The 26,982-nt window shown below is 59.5% G+C and carries 24 protein-coding genes; 13 read left to right on the top strand and 11 right to left on the bottom strand.

All coding sequences use genetic code 11. The features are described from left to right. Window positions 1–36: 36 nt before the first annotated feature. Complete coding sequence (locus tag G9C82_RS15605; RefSeq protein ID WP_164734767.1) at window positions 37–204, bottom strand: hypothetical protein; 168 nt, start codon at window positions 202–204, stop codon at window positions 37–39. Window positions 205–609: 405 nt separating this feature from the next. On the opposite strand from G9C82_RS15605, the gene G9C82_RS15600 reads away from it, so the two are divergent. Continuing rightward, window positions 610–1,263, top strand: coding sequence for a helix-turn-helix domain-containing protein (locus G9C82_RS15600; RefSeq protein ID WP_007190544.1), 654 nt, complete (start codon window positions 610–612; stop codon window positions 1,261–1,263). A gap of 173 nt (window positions 1,264–1,436) precedes the next feature. Here G9C82_RS15600 and G9C82_RS21045 read toward each other — a convergent pair whose 3' ends face one another. Then, window positions 1,437–1,712 (bottom strand): hypothetical protein, encoded by a 276-nt coding sequence (locus G9C82_RS21045; protein ID WP_004965956.1) that lies wholly within the window; start codon window positions 1,710–1,712, stop codon window positions 1,437–1,439. 128 nt (window positions 1,713–1,840) lie between these two features. On the opposite strand from G9C82_RS21045, the gene G9C82_RS15590 reads away from it, so the two are divergent. The 3 genes from G9C82_RS15590 to G9C82_RS15580 all read left to right on the top strand — a co-directional run bounded on the left by G9C82_RS15590 (window position 1,841) and on the right by G9C82_RS15580 (window position 4,317). Then, the gene (locus tag G9C82_RS15590; RefSeq protein WP_004965955.1) at window positions 1,841–2,338 is read left to right on the top strand and encodes a dihydrofolate reductase; all 498 of its coding nucleotides are present in this window, start codon (window positions 1,841–1,843) and stop codon (window positions 2,336–2,338) included. Window positions 2,339–2,577: 239 nt separating this feature from the next. Further along, complete coding sequence (locus G9C82_RS15585) at window positions 2,578–3,954, top strand: aminomethyl transferase family protein (protein WP_127014615.1); 1,377 nt, start codon at window positions 2,578–2,580, stop codon at window positions 3,952–3,954. Window positions 3,955–4,161: 207 nt separating this feature from the next. After that, entirely contained in the window at window positions 4,162–4,317 is a 156-nt protein-coding gene (locus G9C82_RS15580) for a twin-arginine translocation signal domain-containing protein (RefSeq protein WP_004965951.1), read from the top strand. Here the strand turns inward: G9C82_RS15580 and G9C82_RS15575 are convergent. The 3 genes from G9C82_RS15575 to G9C82_RS15565 form a co-directional block, all read right to left on the bottom strand. After that, the gene (locus G9C82_RS15575) at window positions 4,314–5,174 is read right to left on the bottom strand and encodes a methylenetetrahydrofolate reductase (protein WP_127014614.1); all 861 of its coding nucleotides are present in this window, start codon (window positions 5,172–5,174) and stop codon (window positions 4,314–4,316) included. The genes G9C82_RS15580 and G9C82_RS15575 overlap by 4 nt on opposite strands. A 78-nt stretch (window positions 5,175–5,252) precedes the next feature. Then, window positions 5,253–6,452 carry a hypothetical protein gene (locus G9C82_RS15570; protein WP_127014613.1) on the bottom strand — a complete coding sequence of 400 codons (1,200 nt, stop codon included), beginning with the start codon at window positions 6,450–6,452 and terminating at the stop codon, window positions 5,253–5,255. Window positions 6,453–6,593: 141 nt separating this feature from the next. Then, window positions 6,594–7,550 carry a succinylglutamate desuccinylase/aspartoacylase family protein gene (locus G9C82_RS15565; protein WP_004965947.1) on the bottom strand — a complete coding sequence of 319 codons (957 nt, stop codon included), beginning with the start codon at window positions 7,548–7,550 and terminating at the stop codon, window positions 6,594–6,596. 369 nt (window positions 7,551–7,919) lie between these two features. Here G9C82_RS15565 and G9C82_RS15560 point away from each other — a divergent pair, with 369 nt between their 5' ends. From G9C82_RS15560 to G9C82_RS15535, 6 genes are all read left to right on the top strand, one after another. After that, a complete protein-coding gene (locus G9C82_RS15560; protein WP_127014612.1) occupies window positions 7,920–10,493 on the top strand; it encodes an FAD-dependent oxidoreductase in 2,574 nt (857 codons plus the stop codon). A 145-nt stretch (window positions 10,494–10,638) separates the two neighbouring features. Beyond that, a complete protein-coding gene (locus G9C82_RS15555; RefSeq protein ID WP_127014611.1) occupies window positions 10,639–11,778 on the top strand; it encodes an aromatic ring-hydroxylating dioxygenase subunit alpha in 1,140 nt (379 codons plus the stop codon). A gap of 5 nt (window positions 11,779–11,783) precedes the next feature. Next, a complete protein-coding gene (locus G9C82_RS15550; protein WP_127014610.1) occupies window positions 11,784–12,155 on the top strand; it encodes a hypothetical protein in 372 nt (123 codons plus the stop codon). 302 nt (window positions 12,156–12,457) lie between these two features. Then, the gene (locus G9C82_RS15545) at window positions 12,458–15,010 is read left to right on the top strand and encodes an FAD-dependent oxidoreductase (RefSeq protein WP_127014609.1); all 2,553 of its coding nucleotides are present in this window, start codon (window positions 12,458–12,460) and stop codon (window positions 15,008–15,010) included. A gap of 56 nt (window positions 15,011–15,066) precedes the next feature. Next, window positions 15,067–16,329 (top strand): threonine ammonia-lyase, encoded by a 1,263-nt coding sequence (gene ilvA, locus G9C82_RS15540; protein WP_004965938.1) that lies wholly within the window; start codon window positions 15,067–15,069, stop codon window positions 16,327–16,329. A gap of 91 nt (window positions 16,330–16,420) precedes the next feature. Beyond that, entirely contained in the window at window positions 16,421–16,864 is a 444-nt protein-coding gene (locus G9C82_RS15535; RefSeq protein WP_004965936.1) for a universal stress protein, read from the top strand. 5 nt (window positions 16,865–16,869) lie between these two features. Here the strand turns inward: G9C82_RS15535 and G9C82_RS15530 are convergent, their stop codons facing one another. Beyond that, on the bottom strand, window positions 16,870–17,031 hold the full coding sequence (locus G9C82_RS15530) for a hypothetical protein (RefSeq protein WP_160164325.1): 162 nt from the start codon (window positions 17,029–17,031) through the stop codon (window positions 16,870–16,872). Window positions 17,032–17,446: 415 nt separating this feature from the next. Between G9C82_RS15530 and G9C82_RS15525 the strand changes: the two genes are divergently transcribed. Next, window positions 17,447–19,207 carry a BCCT family transporter gene (locus tag G9C82_RS15525; RefSeq protein WP_007190528.1) on the top strand — a complete coding sequence of 587 codons (1,761 nt, stop codon included), beginning with the start codon at window positions 17,447–17,449 and terminating at the stop codon, window positions 19,205–19,207. Window positions 19,208–19,286: 79 nt separating this feature from the next. Here G9C82_RS15525 and G9C82_RS15520 read toward each other — a convergent pair whose 3' ends face one another. Then, window positions 19,287–19,895 (bottom strand): hypothetical protein, encoded by a 609-nt coding sequence (locus tag G9C82_RS15520; RefSeq protein ID WP_127014608.1) that lies wholly within the window; start codon window positions 19,893–19,895, stop codon window positions 19,287–19,289. A 105-nt stretch (window positions 19,896–20,000) separates the two neighbouring features. Between G9C82_RS15520 and G9C82_RS15515 the strand changes: the two genes are divergently transcribed. Next, window positions 20,001–20,432 (top strand): hypothetical protein, encoded by a 432-nt coding sequence (locus G9C82_RS15515; protein WP_229380491.1) that lies wholly within the window; start codon window positions 20,001–20,003, stop codon window positions 20,430–20,432. A 110-nt stretch (window positions 20,433–20,542) separates the two neighbouring features. Here G9C82_RS15515 and G9C82_RS15510 read toward each other — a convergent pair whose 3' ends face one another. Further along, entirely contained in the window at window positions 20,543–20,776 is a 234-nt protein-coding gene (locus tag G9C82_RS15510) for a hypothetical protein (RefSeq protein WP_004965927.1), read from the bottom strand. Window positions 20,777–20,801: 25 nt separating this feature from the next. Continuing rightward, window positions 20,802–23,201 carry a dihydropteroate synthase gene (gene folP, locus G9C82_RS15505; RefSeq protein WP_127014607.1) on the bottom strand — a complete coding sequence of 800 codons (2,400 nt, stop codon included), beginning with the start codon at window positions 23,199–23,201 and terminating at the stop codon, window positions 20,802–20,804. A 316-nt stretch (window positions 23,202–23,517) separates the two neighbouring features. Here folP and G9C82_RS15500 point away from each other — a divergent pair, with 316 nt between their 5' ends. Then, on the top strand, window positions 23,518–25,263 hold the full coding sequence (locus G9C82_RS15500) for a formate--tetrahydrofolate ligase (RefSeq protein WP_127014606.1): 1,746 nt from the start codon (window positions 23,518–23,520) through the stop codon (window positions 25,261–25,263). A gap of 84 nt (window positions 25,264–25,347) precedes the next feature. On the opposite strand, the gene G9C82_RS15495 is transcribed toward G9C82_RS15500, so the two are convergent. Beyond that, window positions 25,348–25,941 (bottom strand): cyclodeaminase/cyclohydrolase family protein, encoded by a 594-nt coding sequence (locus G9C82_RS15495; RefSeq protein WP_004965921.1) that lies wholly within the window; start codon window positions 25,939–25,941, stop codon window positions 25,348–25,350. A gap of 304 nt (window positions 25,942–26,245) precedes the next feature. Next, window positions 26,246–26,878, bottom strand: coding sequence for a GTP cyclohydrolase I FolE (gene folE, locus G9C82_RS15490; protein ID WP_127014605.1), 633 nt, complete (start codon window positions 26,876–26,878; stop codon window positions 26,246–26,248). Window positions 26,879–26,982: the final 104 nt, after the last annotated feature.

Here is a 26,982-nt window from a genome sequence, read left to right as displayed (position 1 = left end):
CATTCTTGAACGGACTGCAAAACGATGGTCGAAGTATTACTTGTTGTAACTGTCGGGAATCAACACGACACCGTGGAAATCGAAGAGGTCGGACACAACCGACTCAATACGACCGAAGTTCGGTGGGAGGGCGACGGCCGGCAGATAGAAATCGTCGTTCGAGAACTTGCTGTTCTCGGTAGCTCTCTTTTGTGATTTACTCATTTCAATATTATATACTTGCTATAGCATTCTAAGCCCGTTGGTGGATAATTACGGGTATTTATTACGGGTAATTTTAATGATTGTTAGCATAGATTACCCTCAGAACGCGTGCTTCTCGCCAAATATGCCGAACGAGTGACAGATGGCCCTTGGATTGTTTTAGGTTTGTTCCGACTCCAAAGCAGATCCCAGATTTGTTTTCAGCGGTGAAAACAAACCCTTCCGAGCACTATGCAGGTCCTCGGATTACAGCCAGTTTTATATTTTTGCCCTCGTGTGTGCATCTGTGTATGTAAACATTGACGTGGAGTCCCAGCATATACACGGCAACTCACCGATGATTGTGTTCAAGTGTCGAGCCAGTATTGATCTGTGACGACTCGATAGCAGTCCGCTTCCCACACAATGTCAATAACGACGAAAATACATATCGAACACGAACGCCTCGCGCTGGTTCCAACCTTACAGAACCTCGAAGACATAGCCATCCGTGTCATCACACAGGGGAATACTGATCCGGGGTCCACTGTGTTTCCGTTCCTCATCGAGTATCGCGACAGGGACCGACTCGAAGAGATGCTTGATGCCGATCCGACAGTCCAGAGCTACGAACTAGTCGACTGGACCGACCAGACCGGAATATATTACATCGAACACACCCCGAAAACGAAACTTATCAGCACTGTCGTTACCGATGTCAACGGATTTCTGGTCCATACAGAGACGAAGGGCAACGGGTGGCTCGTCCGACTCTTGCTCCCTGACCGCGAGGCGCTCAATACGATCTGGGAGTACGCAAACGAGAACGGCATTTCTCTCGATATCATCGAAATATACGGAAACACGGACACCGGCGGTGAATCGTCGTACGGGTTGACCGACGAACAGCTGACCGCGCTGATAACTGCATACGAACACGGCTATTTTGGAGAACCAAGAGATATCTCTCTGAACGAAGTCGCCGACGAAATTGGACTGTCCTCGACAGCAATGAGCGGTAGACTCCGCCGTGGGATGCGGAACCTCATTGCGGCAACGATAATTGACAGAGAGGAGTGAGTTCACGGAACCGGTATCGGTGAGTGCTTGGAGGGCGCTCCGATTAGCGTGGCCATTTTAATCCGCTCCCGTGCTACCGAACCATGTTTGAGGCCAGATTCTATAGTATGTGTCCAAAGATGTCAAAAATAGATGTACCGGGACAGATAGTAGACCCACCTAACTGCGAAGACCTATTCGGATCGTCCGTTTGAATCTTTTTGACGGTAGACTGGCCGTAGTGCTGTCGCGTCTTTGTTATAGCCTAACCAGACGCTCAACGCCGTCGCAGCGAAGACAAGATACACCGGGAACAGAAGGACGAGTGTGTATCCAGCAAGGACCGGAGTCAGGACGTCTAGCCAATACAGTGTCGCGATCCCGGCGAGTCCACCGACAGCACTCGCAACGATCCCCAGACGAAACGCCTGAGCGGCGGCGGGACCGGGCGACAGGTGAATCGTATCCATACGATACTTTATATGGCTGAACATCATAAGTCGCGCGCGAGATACGCTATCACGGTCCGGGGTGGCACTGCCGTTAGGAAGTCATGCTAGGATAGAACTATTACTAGCAGCCCAACATAGAAATGTGTATGAAACTCTCGCTGATCGCCGCCGTCGCGGAAAACGGAGTGATCGGTGCTGGCGGCGACATTCCGTGGCAGTATCCCGAGGATCTGACACATTTCAAAGAGACAACTGTCGGTCATCCAGTCATTATGGGGCGGCGAACTTTCGAGAGTATTCGTCGTGATCTTGATGGCCCGCTGCCGGAGCGACTGAACATTGTTTTGACCACGACGCCGCACCAACTTCCTGACAGCGTCACGGCCGTTACCTCGACGACGGCGGCGGTAGCCGAAGCAGCCGATAGTGACGCATCTACGACGTATGTCATCGGCGGAGCGACGGTGTACGAGCAGTTTCTCCCACAGGCTGACGAGCTAATTCTGACCGAACTAGCAGCAGCTTTCGACGGCGATACTGTCTTTCCGACTGTCGACTGGTCGAACTGGACAGAGATGGAACGAACGACCCACAGCGAGTTCGCTATTGTGAGGTACACCCGAACCAGCAGTGACTCAGCATGACGCATTTCCGAACAGTCACAGCGGCTGCTCGGTCGTGTTCTGTGCCGGTCGGTTCGGGCTACTACAGCCATCGGTATCGCCTGAGTAATACAGCCACGCTCCCGGTAGAATATTCATGCTCACGGGCTGTTAGGCAACGGTTCCGAGCGTTTTGTGGCCCACAAAATCCACCCCGTATATAAACCCCAGAAGCAAGTAACAATATCTTTTATTAGCATTTCACATGTTCTTTCAGAGGCATGACCGGTAACGAGGAACATCCTAACTATCCCAGTGTCGACCAGCCAGACCGGACAGTACCACGGAACCTCCGCCAGACTGGTGACCCCAACATCGAGATGTTGGTGTCGACGCGCGTTCGAAAGTCCCCGTTCTTCCACAAGTCCTTCAACGAGGAGGGCGCCTGGCGGGCTACCGTCTACAACCGCCTCTATCACCCGCGCGGTCTTATCGAGCCCGAGGACGGAGGCGTGATGAAGGAGTACGACGCACTGACCAACACCGTCACCCTCTGGGACGTCGCCGTCGAGCGCCAGATTCGTGTCAAAGGGCCTGACGCTGAGGCGCTGACGAACTACGTGGTCACTCGCGACGTGACGGGCATGGACGCGATGGACGGGAAGTACGTCATCCTCTGTAACGAGGACGGCGGCGTCCTGAACGACCCAGTGTTGCTCCGGCCCGAGGAAGACGAGTTCTGGTTCTCTATCTCGGACTCGACACTGATGCAGTGGCTTCAGGGCGTCAACGTCGACAACGACTTTGATGTCGAAATCGACGAGATTGATGTCGCGCCGATGCAGATTCAGGGCCCAAGGGCGCTTGACGTGATGGTCGACGTCGTCGGCGACAAGGTCAAAGACGTGCCCTACTACGGTCTGATGGAGGCCGAGATCGACGGTTGCGACGTACTGATCAGCCAGACTGGGTTCTCCGGCGAGAAGGGCTTCGAAGTCTACGTCAAAGACGCGATGGAAAACGCCGAGCGCGTCTGGGACCCTGTTATGGAGTCTGTCAAGGACCACGGCGGTCGTCAGATCGCACCCGGTCACCACCGCCGGATTGCCGCCGGCATCATGTCCTGGGGTCAGGACCTCGACCATGAGACGTCACCGTTCCAGGTCAATCTCGGCTACCACGTCCCTGACGACAAGGAAGCCGACTACATCGGCAAAGAGGTTCTCGAAGAACAAAAAGAACAGATCGAGAACGGCAACTACCCGTTCGAGCACAAGCTCATCGGACTGAAGATCGCCGGCGAGCCAATCCGTGACTACGCCCCCGACTTCTGGCTCATCTCCGACCCGGACACGGGCGAGGAATGCGGCTACCTCACTTCTCCGTGGTGGAACCCGGACCTAGAGACCAACATCGGCATGGGCTTTGTCCCGGCTGAGAAGATTCAGGAAGTCACCGACACGCCGCTCAACGACGCGATCTACGACGAGGAGCTGGACCTAGAGTTCCAGGTCCATCTCCCCGACGAGTACGCCGACGAACCCGGCGAACCGGTGTTCGCCACCGCCGCGAAGGTGCCGTTCAAGGAGTCTGTCAACCCGAGCGCTCGTGAGCAGGCGAAGCTCAACGCCCGGAAAGAGGCCGAAAGCGACGACTAACCCCTCACTCCGCCTGTCCCTCTTTTTATTCGCACACGTTGTTAGGAAACGCATAGTTCCTTTTCGTGAAATCCGGCGGCTCCGAAGTGGACTCCCCCTCGGTTAGCAGCGGGGGCGGAGCATCACCAGTGCGCCCGACCCAGTGTGAGGCCAATATTCCATCTCAACACAGATTCATAAGAGAATTGGTCATACATACCAATGCACATGTCTGAACAGACCAGACGTGATCTTCTGAAACGACTTGGGGTCGGAAGCACAGCCGGTGTCGTGTCGCTGGCTGGCTGCGCCCAGCAGTCAGATGAAGGCGGCGGTGATGGCGGCAGTGACGGAGAGATGACGGCTACGGAAGCCGGCGACTAACTATCCAGACGCTTGTGCCGCCACTTTTCGGTGTCGGGCGTCTGATTGAACGTGTAGATGTGGACGCCGCGGATGTTGTACTCATCATCCTCGACGTAGGGTGCGAGGCCGTCGATGAGTTCGTCAGGTTCGTAGGTCCCGCGGGAGCCGACCAGTTGCTTGACGAACCCGAGAATGCCCGTGGTCTTCCTGAGGAATTTTATCGAGTCACCGACGCCGACTTTCTGGGATATCTGCATCAGTCGCTGGTAGTTCATGACGCCCGGGATACCCACTTCGACCGGGAGTTCGATACCGCGAGCACGGATGTCTTCGACCCACTCTAACACGGCGTCCGGGTCGTAACAGAGTTGTGTAACGATGTACGTCGCGTATGGTGCCTTCTGTGCCATCGACTCCGCCAGCGTTTCGTCGTCGATGAAGTCGTGGCCCTCGGGGTAGCCTGTAATTCCTACTTCCTCAAAGGAGTACTCAGTCTCTTCGAGCGCTTCAAGCATGTCGAGCGCTGACTCGTACTCACCAGCCGGTTCCTCACGGTCGCCACCGGGGACGAAGATGTCCGTGATACCTGCCTGTTCCAGTCGCTCGGCTATCGATTCGAGTTGTTCTCTGTCTTCCACATAGCGGGCCGCGATGTGTGGCACAACATCGTACCCCATTTCGGCGGCTTCCGCCGTCTTCTCGACTGTCTTCTCGATGCCGAGCTGTGGCGAAGTCGTGATTGCGATAGTCGCGTTGTCCGGGAGGTGGGAAATCTCCTCGTCGAAGCTCTCGAACGGCATCAGTTCGAATCGGGCGCTCGTCAGCAGCGTCCGGACACCCTGACTGTCTGAGACCGTGCGTGTTCCGAGGGCCATGAGTTGGCAGAGCTAGGGCGTACCCGTACTTTTCTCTGTGGGTGGGGCATCGAACCCATTTATAAGAAGTTCTTTGTATCACGCGCTATGAGGGGCACACTGCCGGATTCGACTGGCAACAGTCCCGTAGGAGACAGCATGGTCCGGTTCGTCTGCGAGCCGGCAGAGGACGAGATCTAGAAGATTAAGCTGTTCCAGCAGGTCCCGGGTCTGGCCACGGTCGAGACTCAGGTATCGCTGCACCTCGTACACTGTGTCCGAATCGACGACTGCATCCGCAACGTCTTGCAGTTTAACATCAGTCGGGAGTCCAATCCCGTCAGTGACCAGTTGCTCGTCAGGGAGTTCTCCGACCGATTCTCCGGCGGGACCGGACGACTCGGCTGAGACAGGCTCCGTCACGCTGATCTGCTCGTCCTCATCCATAGCCCCAGACTGGGCCGCGTCCTCATCCGAAGTCTCTGATTCAACCGACGGGTCTTCCTCGTCATCACTGGACGTATTGTACGTGTTCGGGACGTGGATATCCGCTTCTATCATGTATCGGCGGACCGTCTCAGAGGAGACATCCATCTGTATCTGCTCAGCGATGGCTCTGAAGTTGTCGCACTCGTCGTACAGTGCTTGCAGGTAGTCGGTGTCCTCGTACGGTGGCACGGAGTCGTCTCGGACGGCGGCGAATGGGTCGGATTCGGAGTCGGTCTCGCTATCAGACTGCGTATCCGCCGTAGACGCGCCGTCTGATTGTAGGCCCTCCTGTGAACCGTCGTCTCCGTCACTGACAGACTCCGAATCCGAGACAGCCGACCCGTCGAGCGAGGCATCGTCACCCTCGCTGGTATCGGCCGAATGTGCTGCGGTGGCGGTTGCTGTATCGGCGGCGTCAGCCTGTTTCGGTCTACAGTCGACGCTGGCTGCCTCGCCCGCCGCCGTCGCGTCGATTGTCAGCTGTACCGTCAGGAGCAAGCCGTCGTCGGTGACTGTCGCCGAGGCATTGGCTATCGACAATGAAGCACCGGCAGTCGACGGGAGTTCAGTAGCCGACGGTGAGAACGTGACTTCGAGGTCACCGCTCTCGGTCAGCCCCGCCGTCTCCGGCGTGAGGCCCGCATCAGCGCCGCCGCCGGAACGTAGCGAGACCGGCATCGCTACCGTCACATCGAGGACTGCATCACCGGTGCCGGCCGGTGATGCTTCGACGGTCTCGATTGACCGGCCGCGGGATTCGTACGCATCGATGACCTCCGCGAGCGCAGTGAAAGCGGCGTGAAGTCCCATGTCATTGAGAGACTATGACACGTTATGGTGTAGAGATAGGTGTGGAATACCGAACCCATTTATAAACATCCACAATACTGCGGCCAGCAACGCACGCCTAAAGCATTTATGCCCGTCAACGATTCCTCGGACTCGTGTTGGTTATCGCGGTATTGCGATGCCTGCAAGGCGCTCCCCTTTCACGACAACAGACTCCCTGGCAAGCGAGAATATCACTCCTCTTTCTGTCGCTGAGACGACCTGTTGTTTCTCGAACGAGGCGGGCTCGTAGACAGTCCCTAATCGCTCCCCGGCGTCGACGGTGTCGCCGACGGCGATGTCCGGTCGACACTCAAACAAGCCCGATTCCGATGCGGTGACTGGCTCCGCATCGTTTCGGAGTACCGTCTGCGCAGCCTGTGGTTCCGGCTCCGATGGAAGGACTGCCCGCGCGCGCAGAAGATTCTGTATCCCGTCGACACCAGCCGCAACCGCGTCCTGTGCTATCCGACGACTGTTCGACAGTTCTGCAGTGATAACCGGAATCCCGGCTTCCGCAGTCGCAGCACGGAACGTCCCGCTGGACCCGTCGCCGCCGTTGTCTTCGGGCCTGTCGGTGAGTCTGTAAGAAGTACCGAACGCTTCAGCGAGGCGCTCAGCGGCCGGGTCGCCCGCCCGGCATCTGACGTGTTCCAGCATATCTGCTGTGCCGGTGTGGAGGTCGACCGCCGCGTCGGCGTCTTGGACAAGTTCCCACAGTCGAGCGGCAAACTGTTTCTGGAGGCTCCCACACTCGTCGCCCGGCCACACGCGGTTCAGATTCGGGTTCATCACGTCGTACTCGCCGGGAGTCATGTATGACCGGTGGTCGAATGCGAGCTGGTTCACCACCGGGACGACAAGCACCGTCCCAGCGATGGCTGCGTCAGTCAGGCGGTCGTGCAGTCGACGTAACGCGGCTGGGCCGTTGAGTTCGATGCCGTGTTGCGCCGCCTGGATGTACACCGTCGGTCCGGGGCCGCCGACGTATCGGTGGACAGTCACAGACACGTCCCGACCCGACGGCAACCGCCCGAGCCGTCGGTCAGTCGTCGTGTGCGTGACGGCCGTGTAATCCATATCAATGTCTAGCGTCGCGCAAATAAAAAACGCTGGGAGCAGAAGCACCGCTGTGCTGCATGGAGCGGTGCTGTGATACTCTTTCGAAACAGAGGCACTGCCTGATACAGGGCCATCGATGGTGTGAACGCATCGTGTGGAAGTCATTAGAGCTGACTGGTAACATACAACTTGATGATACAATAGGGCAGTTGAGAGCAATTAGACGGCTTCGAACAGAATTGACAACCACCATAGGGGACCCAAATTTATTAACAATGGTACTCCTGTTATTCTGAAACACTACGTGATGCTTCAATGTCAATTTGCAAAAGCGGCGGGTCAGGCGGTAACTATATTGCCACGCCATAGCACGTTTTACCCAGAGTTATGGAGCCTACCGATAGCCTGCCGGATCAAGCCGACACCGTCATCGTCGGTGCTGGAATCGTCGGTTGCAACGTCGCCTACCAGCTGACAGAGCTCGGCCGCGAGGACGTTGTCGTAGTCGATCAGGGGCCGATGCCGACCACGGGTGGATCGTCGACGCACGCCCCCGGAATCATGTTTCAGACCGCGGAACCGAAGGTTCTCAGCCAGTTTGCGGACTACAGCCGTCGGCTGTACTCGGACCTCGAAGGGGCCGACGGGCACCAAGCCTACAACGAAACAGGTGGCATCGAAGTCGCACGCAGCGAGGAGCGTATGGACTTCCTCCAGCGCCGCGTCGAGTATGCGAAAGCCTGGGGCCTCGAGGACCCGCAGTTACTCTCACCCGAAGAGGTCACCGAGCACCTCCCGCTGGTCGACGCCGACCAGATCAAGGGCGGCTACTACTCCCCAACAGACGGGCAGGTCTCCGGCGTCGTCGCCTGCGACGCGCTTGCCAGAGAAGCGATGGAGAGGGGCGCGAAGTTCGTTCCACACACGCGCACCGAGGATGTCGAGACCGAGAACGGTTCGGTACAAGCTGTCATCACGGAGAACGGCAGTATCGAGTGCAACGAGGTGGTGGTGGCGACCAATATCTGGGCCCGCCAACTCGGCGAGAAACTTGATGTGCACCTGCCGGTAACGCCGGTCGAACACCAGTACACGATGACGGAGTCCCTCGATGAACTGGCCGATAGCGCGGTCGATATCACCGACCACCCGCTGTTCGAGAACTACGAGAACGTCTCCGGCGAGAAAGCAAAGCGGCTTCTTGTCGGTCCGGATCGGCCGATTCTCCGTGACCAAGACAACGCGATGTACTACCGGAACCACGGGGATTCCTACGGTATCGGCTCGTACAATCACGACCCCATCGTGCCCGACCCGCAGGACCTCGGTGGGAACGACCCTGGCGGCGAGCAGGGGTCGGTCCACGAGTTCACGGACTATCACATGAACAACGCGACCCATCCGGACCGGCCGGACAAGGCGCCTCGTCAGGCCAGCGACGAACTGCTCCCCGCGACAGCCGGCAAGGAGCTCGAACACAAGTACAACGGGATGTTCGCGGAGTCCCCGAACGGACTCCCCGTGATGGGTCCCGTACAGGAGTACGACGGCCTCTGGACGGCGGCGGCTATCTGGGTCACGCACGCCGGCGGTGCCGGCAAGGCGCTTGCCGAGTGGATGGAACACGGCGTCCCGCGGCTCCCCTCCGGCCCAATCGACCTCGCCCATTGTGACGTGAACCGCTTTGACGAGCACGAGGGGAGCTGGGACTTCGCCCGGGATATCGGCGGCGAGGAGTACCGCATCGTCTACAACATCATGCACCCCAAGTGGGTCTGGACCGAGACACAGCGGGACATCCGCCGAACCCCGATGTACCACACCCACAAGAAGTACGACGCTGAACTGTGGGCCGAGGCCGGCTGGGAGGAACCACACTGGTTCGATTCCAATGCCGACCTGCTGGCGGAGTACGGCGACCGGATTCCCGACCGCGAAGGCTGGGAAGCGAGGTACTGGTCACCAATCGAAGGTGCTGAGGCGCTGAACGTTCGCAACAACGTCGGTCTCCACGACATGACCTCTTTCAACAAGATGGAGGTCATCGGGAGCGACGCCGGGGAGTTCGTCCAGTACCTCTGTACGAACGACATGGACATCGACGTGGGCGACGTGAAATACACGCTGATGTGCAACGAAGGCGGTGGGGTCCGGGCGGACATCACGGTCACGCGAACCGACGAAGACCGCTACCTCCTGCTGACCACCGGTCGTGAAGTCGGGAACAACCACGTTGCGTGGGTGCGCGAGCAGTCCCCCGACGACGTGGTCGTCAACGATGTCACGTCGAGCCTGGCGGCGATGGTCTGTACTGGCCCGAACGCTCGGAAAGTCCTCTCGAAGGTCACCGACGTTGACCTCTCCGACGACGCCTTCCCGTTCTTCACGAGCCAGCAGTTCTTCGTCAAGAACATTCCCGTGACTGCGCTCCGCGTCTCCTATGCGGGCGAGCTCGGCTGGGAGTTCTACACGCCCTCGGAGTACGGCGAACGCCTCTGGGAGCACATCATGGAGGCCGGCGAGGAGTACGGCATCCGCCCGTACGGCAACGGCGCGCTGAATTCGCTGCGAATCGAGAAGGGGTTCCGCCTCTGGGGGAAGGACCTCCACACGGAGCACAACCCGTACGAGGCCGGCCTCGGGTGGGCCGTCGACCTCGAAACCGACTTCATCGGCAAGGAGGCGGTCGCGGCGGCTGCCGACGGCGACAACATCGACCACAAGGTCGCGTGCCTGACGCTCGACGACGAGGACGCCGTCGTGCTGGACAACAAGCCGGTCCTCGACGGCGACGAGACTATCGGCTATCTCCACAGCGCCGAGTACGGCTACACCGAAGGGGCCTGCGTCGCGTACACGTATCTGCCACCCGAGTACGCCGAACCCGGGACCAGCGTCGAAATCCTCTACGAGGGCGAGCGGTACGATGCAACCGTCCGCGAGGAACCGCTGGTTTCCTGAGTGGTACCGGTAGCTACTTTTTCAACAGATGCGGTCTGAGGGTGTCGCGTGTCTCCGAAAGGAGTCAGAACTTTCCAGGCCCGCTTAAACGGGTGTACTATCTGTGGTCAATGGTGATGTGGTATACGAGGCCAAAACCACACGTATGACGAGGTGGAACCAGTCAAATGACGATATCGCAGCAGTTAGTTCCGATATAACCGACGAAACGAACGCACTTCCAGCTAAATACTTTACAAGCTCGGAGATACACGAACTGGAAAAGGAGAAGATATTCGGTCGCTACTGGGTGTACGCCGGGCATGCGAACGCGATTACCGAGCCGGGTGCGTACTTTACCCGGACCATTGGCGACAGGCAAGTCATCATCGTCCGTGGCCACGACGACGAGATACGGGCGTTCTTCAACGTCTGTGCCCACCGGGGCTCGAAGATGGTCGAGGACACGCCCATGACCGACCCTGAAAACATGGGGCGAATCCGCTGTCCGTACCACATGTGGTCGTACGACCTCGACGGTGACCTCGAGAGTACGCCACAGAGCTTCGAAGAAGCAGGGCTCAATCCGGACCTGAGCGACGATGAGGTCTGTGGCATGGACGCCAGTGAGAACAGCCTCAGCGAAGTCGAAACCGACCGAATCGGGCCGTTCGTCTTCCTCAACTTCGCCCAGGACCCAATGCCGCTGGCCGAGCAAGCGGGAACGCTAAAATTAGAACTCGAGGCCATGCCGCTTGGTGAGTATGAACACGCTGCGCGGTACGTCTCCGAGGTCGAGTGCAACTGGAAGACATTCGCTGGCAATTACTCCGAGTGTGACCACTGCCACGCGAACCATCAGGATTGGATAACTGACATCGAGTTGGCGGAGTCGGAACTCGAAGTCAACGACTATCACTGGATTCTGCATTACACCCACGACGAAGATGTTGAGGACGAAATGCGGATTCACGACGAACACGAGGCCAAGTTCTACTACTTCTGGCCGAACTTTACCGTCAATATGTATGGGACGGCAGACGGATACGGCACGTACATCATCGACCCGATTGATGAAGGTCGCTTCCAACTCATCGCCGACTACTACTTCAGCGACGAGGAGATGACTGACGCCGAACAGGAGTTCGTCCAGACGAGCCGGCAACTCCAGGAGGAGGACTTCGAACTCGTCGAGCGCCAGTACGAGGGGCTCAAGTCGGGCGCGCTCGCGCAGGCACAACTGGGACCGAACGAGCACACCGTCCACCGACTGCATCGGCTCGCTCAGGAAGCCTACGAGGCCTGACCTCAATGACACGACAGAGCCAGCGGGCCGATGCCCCGTTCGTCGCGCAGTGTGTCAGGACCGATGCCAGGGTAGCAACCACCACAGCTAACGAGGTCGTTAAGTTCTACCGCCGCCGGCAGCAGCTTATGGACACAGACATCGAGTGGGTCACCGCGGAGCACCGCGCTGTCTCACAGGCCCCCACCTCGGGCGGCGTCGTCCACGTCCTCCGTGAACTGGACGACTACTTCCAGAGCGGTGTCCCGCTGGGTATCCTCGCCGCGGCGATGAGCAAACAGGGACAGACAGTCAAAGACACGCTGGCAGACGTACACGACGTACGCATGGACGGGTCGCTCTGGGAGCCCCGGTCTGACCATCTCCGCCCGGTCTGACGAGCCGTCCATCACCGAAACAGTCACCTTTGCAGGCTAGAGCCGCTGTGTAATCCTGCTATCGCGCGATATCTGCGACCAAGCGACCGCCAACGACTGTTGCAGCTGCCGGGAGACCAGATATTGTCAGCGACGGAGTATGCTGTGGTTCGGCGTCGTTTACCCCTGCCGTGGTCTGGACCCAAACTACAGATGCCGATTATTACGCAGGTAGAATGGCTAAAAGACAGGAATAAGCCAAACTGCGATTGTCGCCACCGGTGTATTTAACATTGTGACAGAAACAGTCCCAAACGAGATACATGAGCACAGAGACTCCCCCGTCTCGGGCGGATACTGTTGTTATCGGTGCCGGGGCCGTCGGGTGTAGTGTCGCGTATCACCTGACGGAACTCGGCGCGGAGGACGTTGTCGTCATCGACCAGGGACCGCTCCCGGTCACCGGCGGTTCATCGGTCCACGCCCCTGGAATAATGTTCCAGACCTCGCCGTCGAAGATACAGACGAAGACGGCCCACTACACCAGTCGGCTCCTTTCGGACGCCGGCGTCTACGACGAGGTCGGCGGCATCGAAGTGGCCCGCAGCGAGGAGCGCATGGACTTCCTCCGTCGGCGTGTCGAGTGGGCGACTTCTTATGGGCTGCCGGAACCACAATTGCTCTCGCCTGCGGAGGTCACCGAACACCTTCCGTTGGTTGACAAGGACGAAATTCTCGGTGGCTACTACTCGCCGACTGACGGACGCGTCGACGGCATCGGCGCGCTCCAGTGGTACATGGAACACTCCACGGCGTCGTTCTACGGGAACACTGAGGTCACCGATCTGGATGTTTCGGGGGGCGAAATCAACGCTGTCGAGACCGCACAGGGCCGCATCGACTGCGAGCGAGCCGTTATTGCGACGAACAACTGGGGCTACCAGACCGGCCAGCTGGCTGGGCTCGACCTTCCGATTGCCCCGGTTGAACATCAGTACGTGGTCACCGAGCCGATGGATGAACTCGCCGGCGTCGAGTCCTCTGTCGGCGACAACACGACGGGGCTGGAGGTTCCGGGGGACCGCTCTATCGCGGAGTACATGAGCGAAGGGCCACACCAGCCCGTCGGTCGCGATCAGGACCACTCGCTGTACTTCCGGACTCACGGTGACGCACTCGGGATGGGGTCGTACAACCACGAGACGCTCTCGGTTGACCCTGAGGCGATGGGCAAGAACTCCGAGGAACACCAGGCATCGGTTAGAGGGTTCACGAAAGAACACTGGGAGACGCCAACCCACCGTGGCCGGGACAAGTCCGCGAAGCAGGCCTTCGACGAACTACTGCCGGCGACACAGGACGTCGAGTACGAGGCCACCGAAAACGGCATCTTCGTCTTCACGCCCGACGGGATGCCGGCCGTCGGGGAGACGGCACAGGTTGACGGTCTCTGGACAGGGCTGGCTATCTGGTGGACCCACTCCGGGGGTTACGGCCGCATCCTCGCTGAGTGGATGGAGAACGGCGTTCCGCGCCTGCCGTCCGGGCCGGTCGACACCGGCGGCATTCACATCCGACGGTTCGAACCCCACGCGGGCGAGAAGGACTACTTCGTTGACCGCGGGGCCAAGCGCTACGAGCAGGTCTACAGCATTGTCGAGCCCCGGTGGCAGCCTGATGACCACCGCACACTCCGGACCAGCCCGTTCTATCATCATCAGAAGGAACTCGGGGCGGAGTTCTACCAGAGCGGCGGCTGGGAGACGCCACAGTGGTACGAGTCAAACGCCGACTTAGTCGAGACCTACGAGGACCGGATTCCCGACCAGGGCGGTTGGCAGGGAATCAATCGCTCGAAAATCGAGGCCGCGGAGCATCTCCACACCCGCGAGAAGGTGTCGATGTTCGACATGACGACGTTCAGCTCCATCATGGTCGAGGGCGAGGGGAGCCAGGCGTTCCTCCAGCGGGTCTGTAGCAACGATATGGACCTCGATACTGGACAGGTCCGCTACTCGCTGCTGTTGAACGAGGGCGGCGGCATCCTCGCCGATATCACTGTCGTCAAACTCGACGACGAGGAGTTCATGGTGACGACCGGCGGCGGGAACTCACCCGGCATCCACGGCGGTCACCTCGAAGACGAGGCTCCCGCAACCGTGTCGGTCCATGTTGAGGAAGGTGCAAAATCCACAATCGGCCTCTGGGGGCCGAACGCGCGGCTCCTTCTCCAGCGATGCACCGACGCGGATGTGACCAACAACGGCTTCCCCTATTTCAGCGCCAAGCAGATGTACGTCGGCGACGTGCCGGTCATCGCATTACGGGTCTCCTACGTCGGCGAGCTTGGGTGGGAGCTGTGGGCGCCGACGGAGTACGGCCAGCGCCTCTGGAAGACGCTGCAAGACGCCGGCGAGGACCTCGGTGTCCGACCGATGGGTGGCGGCGCGCTCAGTTCCATGCGATTAGAGAAAGGCTACCGGCTCTGGGGGACGGACATTGACACGGACTCGAATCCCTTCGAAGCCGGTCTGCCCTTCGCCGTCGACATGGATACGGAGTTTATCGGCAAGGAGGCCCTCGAAACCGCGCGTGAGAAGGGTATTGAGAGCAAAATCACGCCACTCACGCTCGATGACTCGACAGATATCATGCTGAGTGGGCGGCCAGTGACAAAAGACGGCGACGCAATCGGCTACGTGCAAGCCGGAAACTACGGCTACAGCATCGACGAGTCGATTGCATACACATACGTTCCAACCGAACACGCCGAAGCCGGCACGTCGGTTCAGATACAGTGTGAGGGCGAGACATACGACGCGACCGTACGCGACGAGCCGCTGTTCGATCCGACCCGAGACCGGATCATCAAATAACAGGACACCGCGATGCCCCAACAACTTTGACAGCAGGCCCGAGACGATATCAACATATGACACATACCGAATCGGACACGCTACCCGTCACATACGCAGACATCGAACGAGCCCGCGAACGTCTGGACGACGACACAGTTGTAAAAAAGACGCCAGTCGAACGGAGCTCGTCCCTTGGTGGGTTCGTCGACGCCGAGGTGTACCTGAAGATGGAGCACCTCCAGTGGACAGGGTCGTTCAAAACCAGAGGCGCGTACAACAAGATCTCGCAGGACGTTGCCGATGACGTGGAGTCCTTCGTCGCCGCCAGCGCCGGGAACCACGCCCAGGGTGTCGCTCTCGCCGCGACGAAATGTGGGGCAGAGTCAACGATTTTCATGCCGGAGAACGCGCCACAGGCCAAGATCGACGCCACGAGGGCCTACGGCGGAAGCGTCGAACTGGTCGGCAACGACTTTCAGGAGACGATGTCCCACGCCAAAGCTGTCGTCGAGGAGACCGACGCCGAGTTCGTTCACGCCTATGACGATCTGGACATCATTGCTGGACAGGGGACCCTCGGAACGGAAATGTACCACGACTGCCCCGATGTCGACACAGTCATCGTCCCCATTGGCGGCGGCGGACTTATCAGCGGTGTCTCGACCGCAATCAAGCACCTCTCGCCCGAGACGCGCGTCATCGGTGTGCAGGCGACCGGCGCTGAGACGGTGCATGAAAGCCTTGACAAAGGGATTCCGGTCGTGCTTGATGAAGTCGATACCATCGCCGACGGTATCGCTACGGGCGGTATCTCGGAGACGACGCTCGACATCATCGAGGCGAACGTCGACGAAGTCGTGACGGTTTCGGACACCGATATCGCACAGGCGATTCTCCTGTTGATGGAACGAGCCAAACAGGTCGTGGAAGGTGCCGGGGCCGCCTCCGTGGCTGCCATACTGAGTGACAGCCTCGACGTGTCGGGTGAAACGGTGATGCCGCTGCTCTGTGGCGGGAACCTCGACATGACACAGATGCGAGAAGTTCTCATTCATGCACTCACGGAGCGCCAGCAGCTCCTCCAGCTCCGGGTTCGGATCGATGACCAGCCGGGTGTGATGGAGGAGATATCTGGCGTCATCGCCAGACAGGGAGCCAACATCCACGACGTTCGGCACGAACGGTCCGTCGAGAATCTCGAAATCGGGGAGGCGTATCTCGTATTCAACGTCGAAACGAGCGGTGCCGAGCACGCACAGAGTATTATCACGGCGATACGTGATGCGGGCTATCCCGTCGATAACGTTGCACGGGAGGCCAAAAGCGGCGCACTGTGAGCCGGAACCGGCGCTCAGACTGATGGACCGACGCCGTGAGCGGGGAAACCTATAACAGGTGTGTGATGGAAGTACACATGAGTCAGGTACCATGTACGACCACATACTCGTCCCGTATGACGGTAGCGATGAGGCCCGGAAAGGGGCAGAACACGGCATCGAACTCGCCGCTGCACTCGACGCCACAGTCCATGCATTGTACGTAATCGATCTGCCGGGCACGCCCCGTGCGCTTGCGCTCAGAGATGACGAGGAAGAGATGCGCGAGGAGTACCGAGACTACGGGGAGGAGGTGCTGGCAAATCTCGGGACTGTCGCCGAAGAACACGGTGTTGACTACGAGACGCACTTCAAAACCGGCGCGCCCAGCGAAGAGATCGTCGAGTTTGCTGAAGGCGAAGGCATGGACGCGATTGTTCTGGGCTCAGCGTTCCGCGGAAAACTCGGGAACCTGCTCGGCGGAACGACGGACAAGGTGGTCCGAACGTCGAGCATCCCAGTCATCAGCCAGCGGATGAGTGTCAACGATATTTAACTCTACTACGCGTCTATCAATCGCGTCTCGCGTATGTAGATCACCAGACTGGCGCTGAGGAAACTGAATCCTGCAAGCCGAAAGTCCCCAACTGTCATCCCGATGAGGCCGACGCCCATCAGCAGTGCTGCCACCGCAGCTGCCCCCGTTGCCAGAAGTCGTCCCATACTGGTGGTAGGTGGGATTCCGAAATAAATACGCGCCCACTGGAACGCGAGATGATCGAACGACTCACCGACGGCCAGCAAACCTCAATGTACTAGATTGAGTACGTGTCTGCCGAACCACCGCAGTATAGCGCCTCAGTCCATGATATACTGCTGTCTAAGGTGAAGTTTTATTAGAGTTGCATCAGTGCATATGTATGAGACTGTGTAGCACATAAAACACGTCGACAATAGCTCCGCGGGCACGCCGTGCCCGCACAGGCGAGTACAGTGAGATAAACAGGATGCGAATGCTGCAGACGCCCGACGCCGGGATGTCGCTGGCATGACGGTAGCAACGGACCATGACAGAGCGAGACCGAAACGACGACAATGAGACACCACAGATCACTACCGCGTTCGAGAGGGGTAACGTATGGCAGATAGTGACGACCAAACCGGCGGAATGTCGGACGGGCTCCAGGTAGAACTGTTCCACCCGGAGTCCGACCGCGAGCCCGGTGACACGAACATCCAGGCGGCTGGATTCGATATCCACCCGGTGGTCTTCCCGGTGGCGCTGGCGATTATTGCGTTATTTATCGCCATAACGATACTGCTGGGCGACACAGCAGCCTCCGCGTACACGTGGCTGTTCAACACCATCGGTGACACCTTCGGCTGGTTCTACCTGCTGGCGGTGAACGTGTTCATCATTACTTTGCTGTACTTCGCCTTCAGCAAGTACGGCAATATCAGAATCGGCGGCGTTGAAGCCGAAAAAGAGTTCAGTGATTTCTCTTGGATGGCGATGTTGTTCAGCGCCGGCATGGGTATTGGCCTCATGTTCTTCAGCGTCTCAGAACCGCTGTATTACTTCCAGAACCCGCCGAGTTTCTTTGGGGCCGAAGCTGGAACCGGTGCGGCAGCGTCCGCCGCGATGGCACAGACGTTCTTCCACTGGGGCTTTCACCCGTGGGCGGTGTATGGCCTCGTGGGACTCGGTCTCGCGTTCTTCTCGTTTAACCGCGGGCTCCCACTTACGTTCCGGTCGATATTCTGGCCCCTGCTTGGCGAGCGGATTTACGGCTGGCCGGGCCACATCATCGACCTCGTAACGGTGTTCGCGACGCTGTTCGGACTGTCAACCTCGCTGGGACTCGGTGTTGCGCAGGTCAATACGGGACTCTCCTACGTGGGCGGTGATATGCTCGGCGCGGTAAATATCCCGACAGGAACCTGGCCGCAAGTCGCCCTCATCGCTGGGATTACGCTCATCGCGACCCTCTCGGTCGCGGCGGGGCTTGATGGCGGTGTCAAGCGGCTGAGCACGCTCAACCTCTACCTGATGTTCGCACTGCTCGGGTTCCTCGTCATCGTGGGCCCGACGGTGTACATCTTCGGGACGTGGACCGAAGGGCTGGGCGCGTACTTCGGGAACATCCTCGCGCTCGGGTTCTTTACCGGGACGCTCAACGAAGCGGCGAACGGGACCCCCACCGCATGGACCGTGTTCTACTGGGGCTGGTGGATCGCGTGGTCGCCGTTCGTCGGGATGTTCATCGCACGCATTTCGAAGGGCCGGTCCGTCCGAGAGTTCGTTCTGGGCGTCCTGTTCCTTCCGTCGCTGTTCTCGACGCTCTGGCTGTCGGTGTTCGGCGGCAGCGCGATGTTCAACTCACTGATGGGGAACGGACAGGCGCTGGCGACGTACAACGAAGTCGGCCAGACCGTTGCGATGTTTGCCCTGCTGGAGCAGTTCCCGCTTGGCGTGATTAGCGGCCTGTTGGCGACCCTGCTGGTCATCACGTTCTTCGTCACGTCGTCGGACTCGGGGTCTCTGGTCATCGACCACCTGACCTCGGGCGGGAAACACGACGTTCCACGGACACAGCGGATCTTCTGGGCCCTCACTGAGGGGCTTGTCGCGTCGATCCTGCTCATCGGGGGCGGGCTGACGGCGCTCCAGACGGCCGCAATCACCACGGGGCTCCCGTTCGCGCTCATCCTGTGTCTGATGTGTTACACGGTGTATCTGGGGCTCGATAACGAGTACCAGATACTCGAATCCGAAGAGTTCGCAGAGACAATTCAGGATCTCTCTGAACGGGATGACGTAGATGTCGTGACCGCTGGCGACGAGATGGTGACGGATATCTCAGACCCGGGAGACGACACGGCAACTAGCACTGACTGAAGCGCTCGCGTTTTGGCGTTTTCCGTCTCGCCCGGTCAGATCTGGGCGCTATCGCTAACAGTGGTCGGAACTGCTCACACTACCGACCACCCAGTTCTGTTTCGACCGTCCGTTCAGAGTGTATCCAGAGCCGGGCAGCACCGCCGATTCCGAACGCGGCGATAGCAAGGCTAGACACGATACTGCCAGCAGGTGAAAACAGGACCCAGAGAACAGCACTGAGTGATGCGCCGATGAGCAGGCCCAACACCGGTTGTCGATTGGACAGAGTATCGGTGACGAGCGTGCCGACGACGAGAAACCCGAAGCTTGTGAGGACCAGGACGAACACGCTACTGACAAGAATCGCGATGCGGACGAACACCCCGCCAGCGACACTGAGGCGGGCCAGCGTCGTTGCCCCGTAGAGGCCGACAATACCGACGATCATGTATCCAGCGATGCCATAAAGGACAGCCGTCGCCGGGCTGTCTAAAATCGCGTTGACCGACTCGTCGACGTAGCTCTGCCGCAGGCGGAGTACCAGTGCGCCAGCCACGAGCACGAGAACGAACGAGCCGAGCCCGCGGAGCGGTCTGGACAGTTCAGTGCTAACGCCGGGCGCGAGCTGTCCCACAACGGGGTTCCAAATGGTTGCCGCCAGCCTCAGGAGGCTCGGCGCGACGCTGGCAGCTGCGTCAAAACTCATACTCCACATACCGTGGGTCGCCGTGAAAACCTACCGACCGCACAGCACTGGGTTAGCGCCGGCCCGCCCGGAGATTTAAGCGGTCAGAATACATACCATGTCACAGTGTCTAAATGGCCCGCAGTTCTGCTCTCGAAGCTTGTCTGGGTTGGCAAGCGGGTCGTTGCGCCGCTCCAGCGTAATGACGGGCCGAACAAGTTCAGGCTGTCGAGCATGGACACGGCAACAACGACATACGACGGTGACATCGGGTGGGCGAGACGGCCGCCAGCGACAGTCGAGTGTCCACGATGCGAGTCGGAAATCTTCCAGCACAACGCGCGTGACAGCATCGACTGTCCACGGTGTGTCGGTGAATATGGCCACGACGAATTCGCTGACATGACCCTCCTATATTTCACGTGCCCGGTCTGTCGAAGCCGGATGGAACACGGTAAACGACATCCCGAGCGGTTCGACATCCCCGAGTGGGCGACCTGTACGGACTGTCGGTACCACTGGGAGTTTGAACACTCCTACGACCACAGTACCGATTAGACAATACACACTAACCGGAGTGCCGTCGTGTGGCCGACTGTATGGTGCTTCGAAACGGCTACAGGATCAAGAGTGGACCCTGTCCGTTCACACGCGAGTTGGATTCGCCTTCAGTAGTACTTCCAGTCGTCCTCACGGCTTCCCTGCACGACACCGTCGTCATTGTCACTGTCCATCTCTTCCTGCTCATCAGGCCAGCGGATGCCGTCTCCGACGAGGCTCTTGTACGCGAAGGCACCCAGACCGACGAGTATCAACAGAAGGACGACGGTTCCAGCGACTGCTGCCACCTGCCCGACGGACTCGAGCAGACCCGAGCCGAGTTGAACCGGAAACTGTACCATACACGTTCTTGGGGCTGCACAGGTATCACTGTTGTCGAAGCCGGGATGGCCGAGCCGCCGTCGCTGAAACGGTCTTGAGCACGGCGTTGTTCTCGGAGACATCGTGGACCCTAACGGCGTCAGCCCCGCGTTCAGCGGCAAGCGCTGTCGTTGCCAGCGTCGGCGGCAGTCTGTCCGCTTCTGCGTCGCTCATCTCGGCAAACATCGACTTCCGGGAGTGCCCGACCAACACCGGACAGCCGAGCGCCTGAAACTCGTGGAGCCGGTCGACAAGTTCGAACGATTCGGCGGCGTTTTTCCCGAACCCGCAGCCGGGGTCTATGATAATCTGTTCACGGTCGATACCGGCCTGCTCGGCGAGCAGTATCTGCTCCGTGAGGTCTCGAAGCACGTCATCGACGACATCGTCATAGGTCACAGTCCGACCTGGGTCCACTGGCGCAGACAGGCTATGCATCAGGATAACGGACGCGTCGTGGTCGGCAACCACGAACCGCATCTCGGGGTCCGACAGTCCCGACACATCGTTGACGATGTCGGCACCGGCGTCCAGCGCCGCGTCAGCGACGGCAGCCTTTCGTGTATCTACGGAGACAGTCGTGTCAAGCGACGAAACGGCCTCTATGACCGGTACTACGCGATCAATTTCCGTTTCAATAGACACCGGCTCTGCCCCAGGACGCGTGCTCTCGCCGCCGATATCGACGATATCGGCCCCGGATTCGATCATCTGTTCCGCGTGACTGATAGCAAGGTCTCGACGGTTGTACTCGCCACCGTCGTAGAAACTATCTGGCGTGACGTTGAGAATACCCATCACAGCCGCCTCTTCACCGTCAAACGGCGGCGGGAACGACCGCTCAGACAGCATCTCTTCGAATTGTATGGCGAGGCAACCGAGCCCCAGGCCCGCCGAAGCCAGCCGGTCGGTGAGCTGTTGAAATTGTCGCGGCGTCCCCGAAAGCGTCGTGTCGACGAGTTTCTCCGGCATCCCGACAGTCGAACAGGTACAGGTCCCGCCGCAGTCTTCGAACTCTTGTTTGACGACTCCCGCTTGGTCGCGCCGCAATGTGACCGAGAGCATCTGCTGGTGGAGTTGTGGCTCGTTTTCGACTCCAGCAGTCTCTCCCGTGGACGCCTGCTGGAGGTTCTCCTTGGGAACGACCAGCCGACTCCAGCGGTCCCGAGCTTCGGCCACCGAGTAGAGCGACCCCGCCACGAGCACGAAGTCGTCTTCGCCGGCCGTAGCTATTGCTCGTTCGGTGGCTTCGGGGACGGACTCAACCTGCTGTATCTGTGCTGCCTGCCCCTCAAACGCGGCAGCGAGCGATTCGGTGCTCGCGGCTCGGTCGACCGCCGGTCGCGTCGCGAAGGCCGTCTCGACAGCCGGAAGCGTCGCAATCATCTGCTCGTACTCCTTGTCCTGCATCGCGGCGAAGACCACGTGGAGGTCGTCGTACTCATACCGCCCGATGAGTGTCGTCAGCGTCTCCATCGCACCTGGGTTGTGAGAGCCGTCAAGGACCACCATCGGGTCGGTCGACCGGACTTCGAACCGGCCCGGCAGCGTCGCGGCCCGCAGTCCCTCGGAGATGGTTTCCGTGTCCACGTCGATGAGTTGTCGGGCCAGCGTCGCAGCAACGCCGGCGTTCTCCGCCTGATGCTGGCCAAGCAGCTTGAGGTTCGATTCGAGGGCCCAGTTAGAGCCCGTGAGTGAGATGCGGTTCTCGACAGCCGAGCGCATGCCGTTCTCCGTGGCGGTCACATCGGCCGCCTCACTACCGACAGTGATAGTGTCGGTAATCTCTTGGATTGCATCAAGGGCAGCGCCGGCCGTTCCCGTCACGAGCGGGGCGTCGCTTGGGGCGACCTGCCCTTTGTCGCGAGCGATCTCCTCGATTGTGTCGCCGAGCAGGTCGGTGTGCTCTAAACTGATGCTAGTGACAGCGCTTGCGACGGGATCGACCGCGCTTGTTGCGTCGTATCGGCCGCCGATACCGACTTCCAAGACTGCCACGTCGACGTCTTCGACATCGAAGTGATAGAGCGCCAGCGCAGTGAGTACCTCGAAATGTGTCGGCTTGTCGTCCTCGGCAGCCAGTTGGTTGATACAGGGCTCTATCTGTTCAACAAACTCCGTCACCCGCGCTTTCGGTACCCGACCGCCGTTGACCGTGATTTGCTCCCGAAAGCCGTTCAACCCTGGCGAGGTAAATAGGCCGACATCTAGCCCGGCGGCTCTAAGCACACTCTCGGTCATCCGGGCGGTGCTTCCCTTTCCGTTTGACCCGGCGATCTGTACGCTGTCGAAACTGCCGTCCGGGTCACCGAGATGTGAGAGCATCCGCGCCGTCGTATCGGTCCCCAACTTGGGCCGACGACGCTGTAGCGACTGCAGGTAGTCCGCCGACTCGTGGTACTCCATAGCACAATTGGGCGGCGGCAGCCTGATTAATTTATCCCCAGAGAGGACCTGTTTCGATAGTGCGGTCCGATGACAATTCGGGCTGAATCGGCGCAAACGCCCGATACTGGGCCTGAGGCACCGGTCAAGTATGCTCCCAAATCTCGACTTCGCGGCCGCTACTGTCCGGCCTGCTCTTGGGTCTGAGAACTACTCTCGTAAGCCGAGATACATGATGTGGCTTTCGGGGTCTGCAACGGCATCTCGAACACATCCTATCCCGGTAGTGTCAGCTTCACTAACATTATTACGACGGTGCAGGGAAATGCTAGTCGAGATGTCTTCACAGGATGAGCAATCCGCGACCGAAGAAACACAGGAGCCGATTCCGACGGACTACGACATCGCCCAGTCGACCGACATGGAGCCGATCTGGGAACTGGTCGAACCGTGGGGACTCGGCCTCGACGACCTCCAGTACTTCGGCGAATACACCGCGAAAGTCAAACAACACGCCATCGAGCGCCTCCGCGAACAGGCCGAAAACAGGGAGCAGAACCTCGTGCTGGTAACCGGGATGACGCCGACGCCGAAAGGCGAAGGGAAGACGGTAACCACCGTCGGTCTTGGGCAAACGCTCAATCACGTCGGCGAGGAGGCGATGATCGCGATCCGAGAACCGTCGCTTGGCCCGGTGTTCGGGGTCAAGGGCGGCGCAGCAGGTGGCGGCCGGTCGCAGGTCCTCCCGATGGAGGACATTAACCTCCACTTCACCGGCGACCTCCACGCACTCACCTCAGCACACAACCTTATCGCCGCGATGCTCGATGCGAAGATATCACAGGGCGACGACCTGGATATTGATATCAACAACGTCTCCTGGCCGCGGGCTATCGACATGAACGACCGCGCACTCCGTGAGACGGTCGTCGGCCTCGGCGGGAAGACCGGCGGGACCCCGCGAGAGGATAGCTTCATTTTGACGGCGGCCTCCGAGCTGATGGCGGTCCTCTGTCTGGCCAGCGATATCGGGGACCTGAAAGAGCGCGTCAGTCGAATCATCGTCGCCTACGACGAAGACGGCGACCCGGTGACCGTCGAGGACATCGAGGCGACCGGCCCAGCAACCATGCTTCTCCGGGATGCGATCAAACCGAACGTCGTCCAGACTATCGAGGGGACGCCGGCACTGGTCCACGGCGGACCGTTCGCGAACATCGCTCACGGGACGAACTCGCTGGTCGCCGATAAGACAGCATTCGGCATGGGCGACTACCTCGTCACTGAGGCCGGCTTCGGCTCCGACCTCGGGGCCGAGAAGTTCATGGACGTGGTCTGTCGCAAGGGCGACATGACGCCAAACGCCGTCGTACTCGTAGCGTCGGTTCGTGCGCTCAAGTATCACGGACTCGACCAGTGGCCCGTCGACTACGACGAGATCGACGAGGCCGGCGTCGAAGCCGTCAAAGCGGGCTTCTCAAACCTCGATAAGCACGCGCGGAATCTCCAGAAGTTCGGCGTCCCGGTCGTCGTCTCCGTCAACCGCTTCCCGGACGATACTGACGAGGAGGTTCAGGCCGTGCTGGACCACTGCCGCGAGGACCTCGGCGTCAGAGCGGCTGAGTCGAACGTGTTCTCCGACGGCAGCGAGGGCGGCGTCGACCTCGCCGAGAACGTCATCGAGGCGACCGAGGAGAGCAACGAGGAGGACTTCCGGATGCTGTACGACGACGATGACAGCATCAAGGAGAAAATCCACACTGTCGCGACCGAGATCTACGGTGCTGACGACGTGAAATACACCGGTGGCGCGCTTGACGACATCGAGCAGATGAACGACCTCGACTTCGACGACTACCCGGTCGTCATGTCCAAGACCTTCCACTCGCTGAGCGACGACGCGAGCCAGAAGGGTGCGCCGGAGGGCTGGGAACTCGAAATCAGCGAAGTGTACCCATCCGCTGGCGCGGGCTTCCTCGTCGCACTTACGGCCGACGCGCTCACGATGCCCGGCCTACCGGCCCGTCCGGCCGCGGCCGACATGGATATCGACGGGGACGGCAACATTTCGGGACTGTTCTGAAACCCGGTCCTGCGTTCCAGGTTTCGCGTTTCGTCGTCTCGACGTTGAGTGGACGCCATTCAGCCGTCAACGAATGGACGGCGCTCACCGCTCCGCGTTTGCGACCGCTTCGTCAAGCGCCGCTTCGCCGGCGGCCGCTACCTTGCCTGCCTGCTGCTTCATCGCTGCCACGACTGATTCGTCGTCTAGCATGTCGAGATTAGCCCGGACAGTTGAGACGGACGCCTGCAGTGCTGCCGCGGCAAGCAGCGCCCCAACAGTTGCGTCCGGGACGGCGACCGGCGCCCCCTTCGCAGTCACCGTACGGGCCTGCTTGACCACGTCGAGACAGACCTCGGCCGTCTCCAGTGGCACCTCGGTTGAGCGTTTCGAGGCCGCCTGAATCCGATCAGCGTCCCCAGACTCGAATGCGGCCCCGACCGCATCGACCGCTGCTGCATCCTCGTCAGCAAGGTCGAGCAGCCGTTCCCGCTGGTCAGCTAGAGCCCCGCCAACATCGATGAGCTCATCGGCCGCTGTCTCGGACCCGTCTGTGTCGACGGTGTGAATGCAGACCATCTCACAGAGCGCCGCGCCCATCGCACCGCCGACAGGTGCGACCGCACCGCCGCTCGGGGTCACCTGCTCCGACGCAACCGCGTCGAGAAACTCGCCGATTGGCTGGTCCGCGAACGTCATCTGGCGGGCACAGTAGTTTCAGGTAGCGGTTGTCTGTCCATACTGCAGCTATCCCGACGTGTCACCTAATTGTTTCCCCGTCGGTGTCCGCGGAATCTCGATGTCAGCTATCTCCATGACCTTTCGTTCTCAGACCCGGCTGTGGTGGCTACTTTATCGGGACCCTGACAGTCCCGCGGTCAGTCCCGGTTGTGTCTCTTGGCCCGCGATGGGCACACCCTCACGTTCTGGTGCTATACGAAACAGGCAGCACACTCAGACAGTCACTAGTCTAATACGATGAGTTTTGACCCTCCGCTAGCACTCAACGGCCGTTGGGACCGCCGGTGTGTCGTCGAACCGACTCCCTGAACTGCGTGCGGTCCGCTTCGTTGATGGTTCCGACGTGCTCTCTGGTCGTCGTTTTAGTCTCCGTCTCGATGCCTCGCATGACTTCGCACATGTGCGTTGCAGTCAGTTCAACGACGACTCCGTGAGCGTCGAGTTCGTCGGCTAGGCCGGCTGCGATATCCCGTGTGAGTGTCTCCTGTGTCGTTAGCTGGCGTGACTGCCACCGGACGTATCGAATGAGCTTTGACAGCCCCACCATCTGATCCCCGGGTCTGTACGCCACATGGGCAACGCCCCGGAAAGGGAGCATATGATGTTCGCACATACTGTGGAGCGGAATTCCGGTTTTGACGATGAGACCATCGGTTTCCGCGTCGAAGGTACGCATTATCGGTTTCGACTCGGACCGAGCGCATTCTGTTAGCGTCTCGAACATGTCCGGGACACGCCGACTCCACGTATCCGATAGTCCTGCCGAATCGGGGTCACGGCCAGCGGCTTCAAGTAGGAGACGAGCACCACGTCGTGCCTTCTCTTCGTCAAAGCCGTCTGTCGGTTGGGTTGCAGTATCGTGCTGTTGTGTAGGCTCCTGTTCCCGGGAATCCATTACAAACAAACAGGAGGGCTCAACGTACAAAGCCTCTGTTCCCCAGTAGTTCAGTACTGGAATAACAGTGGTAACATTGTGATTTCGTACCACAACGTATCACC

The organism is Haloarcula sp. R1-2, assembly GCF_011627385.1.
In the GTDB taxonomy this organism is placed as follows: Archaea; Halobacteriota; Halobacteria; order Halobacteriales; family Haloarculaceae; genus Haloarcula; species Haloarcula marismortui.
This window is presented reverse-complemented; position numbering and strand designations above follow the sequence as displayed.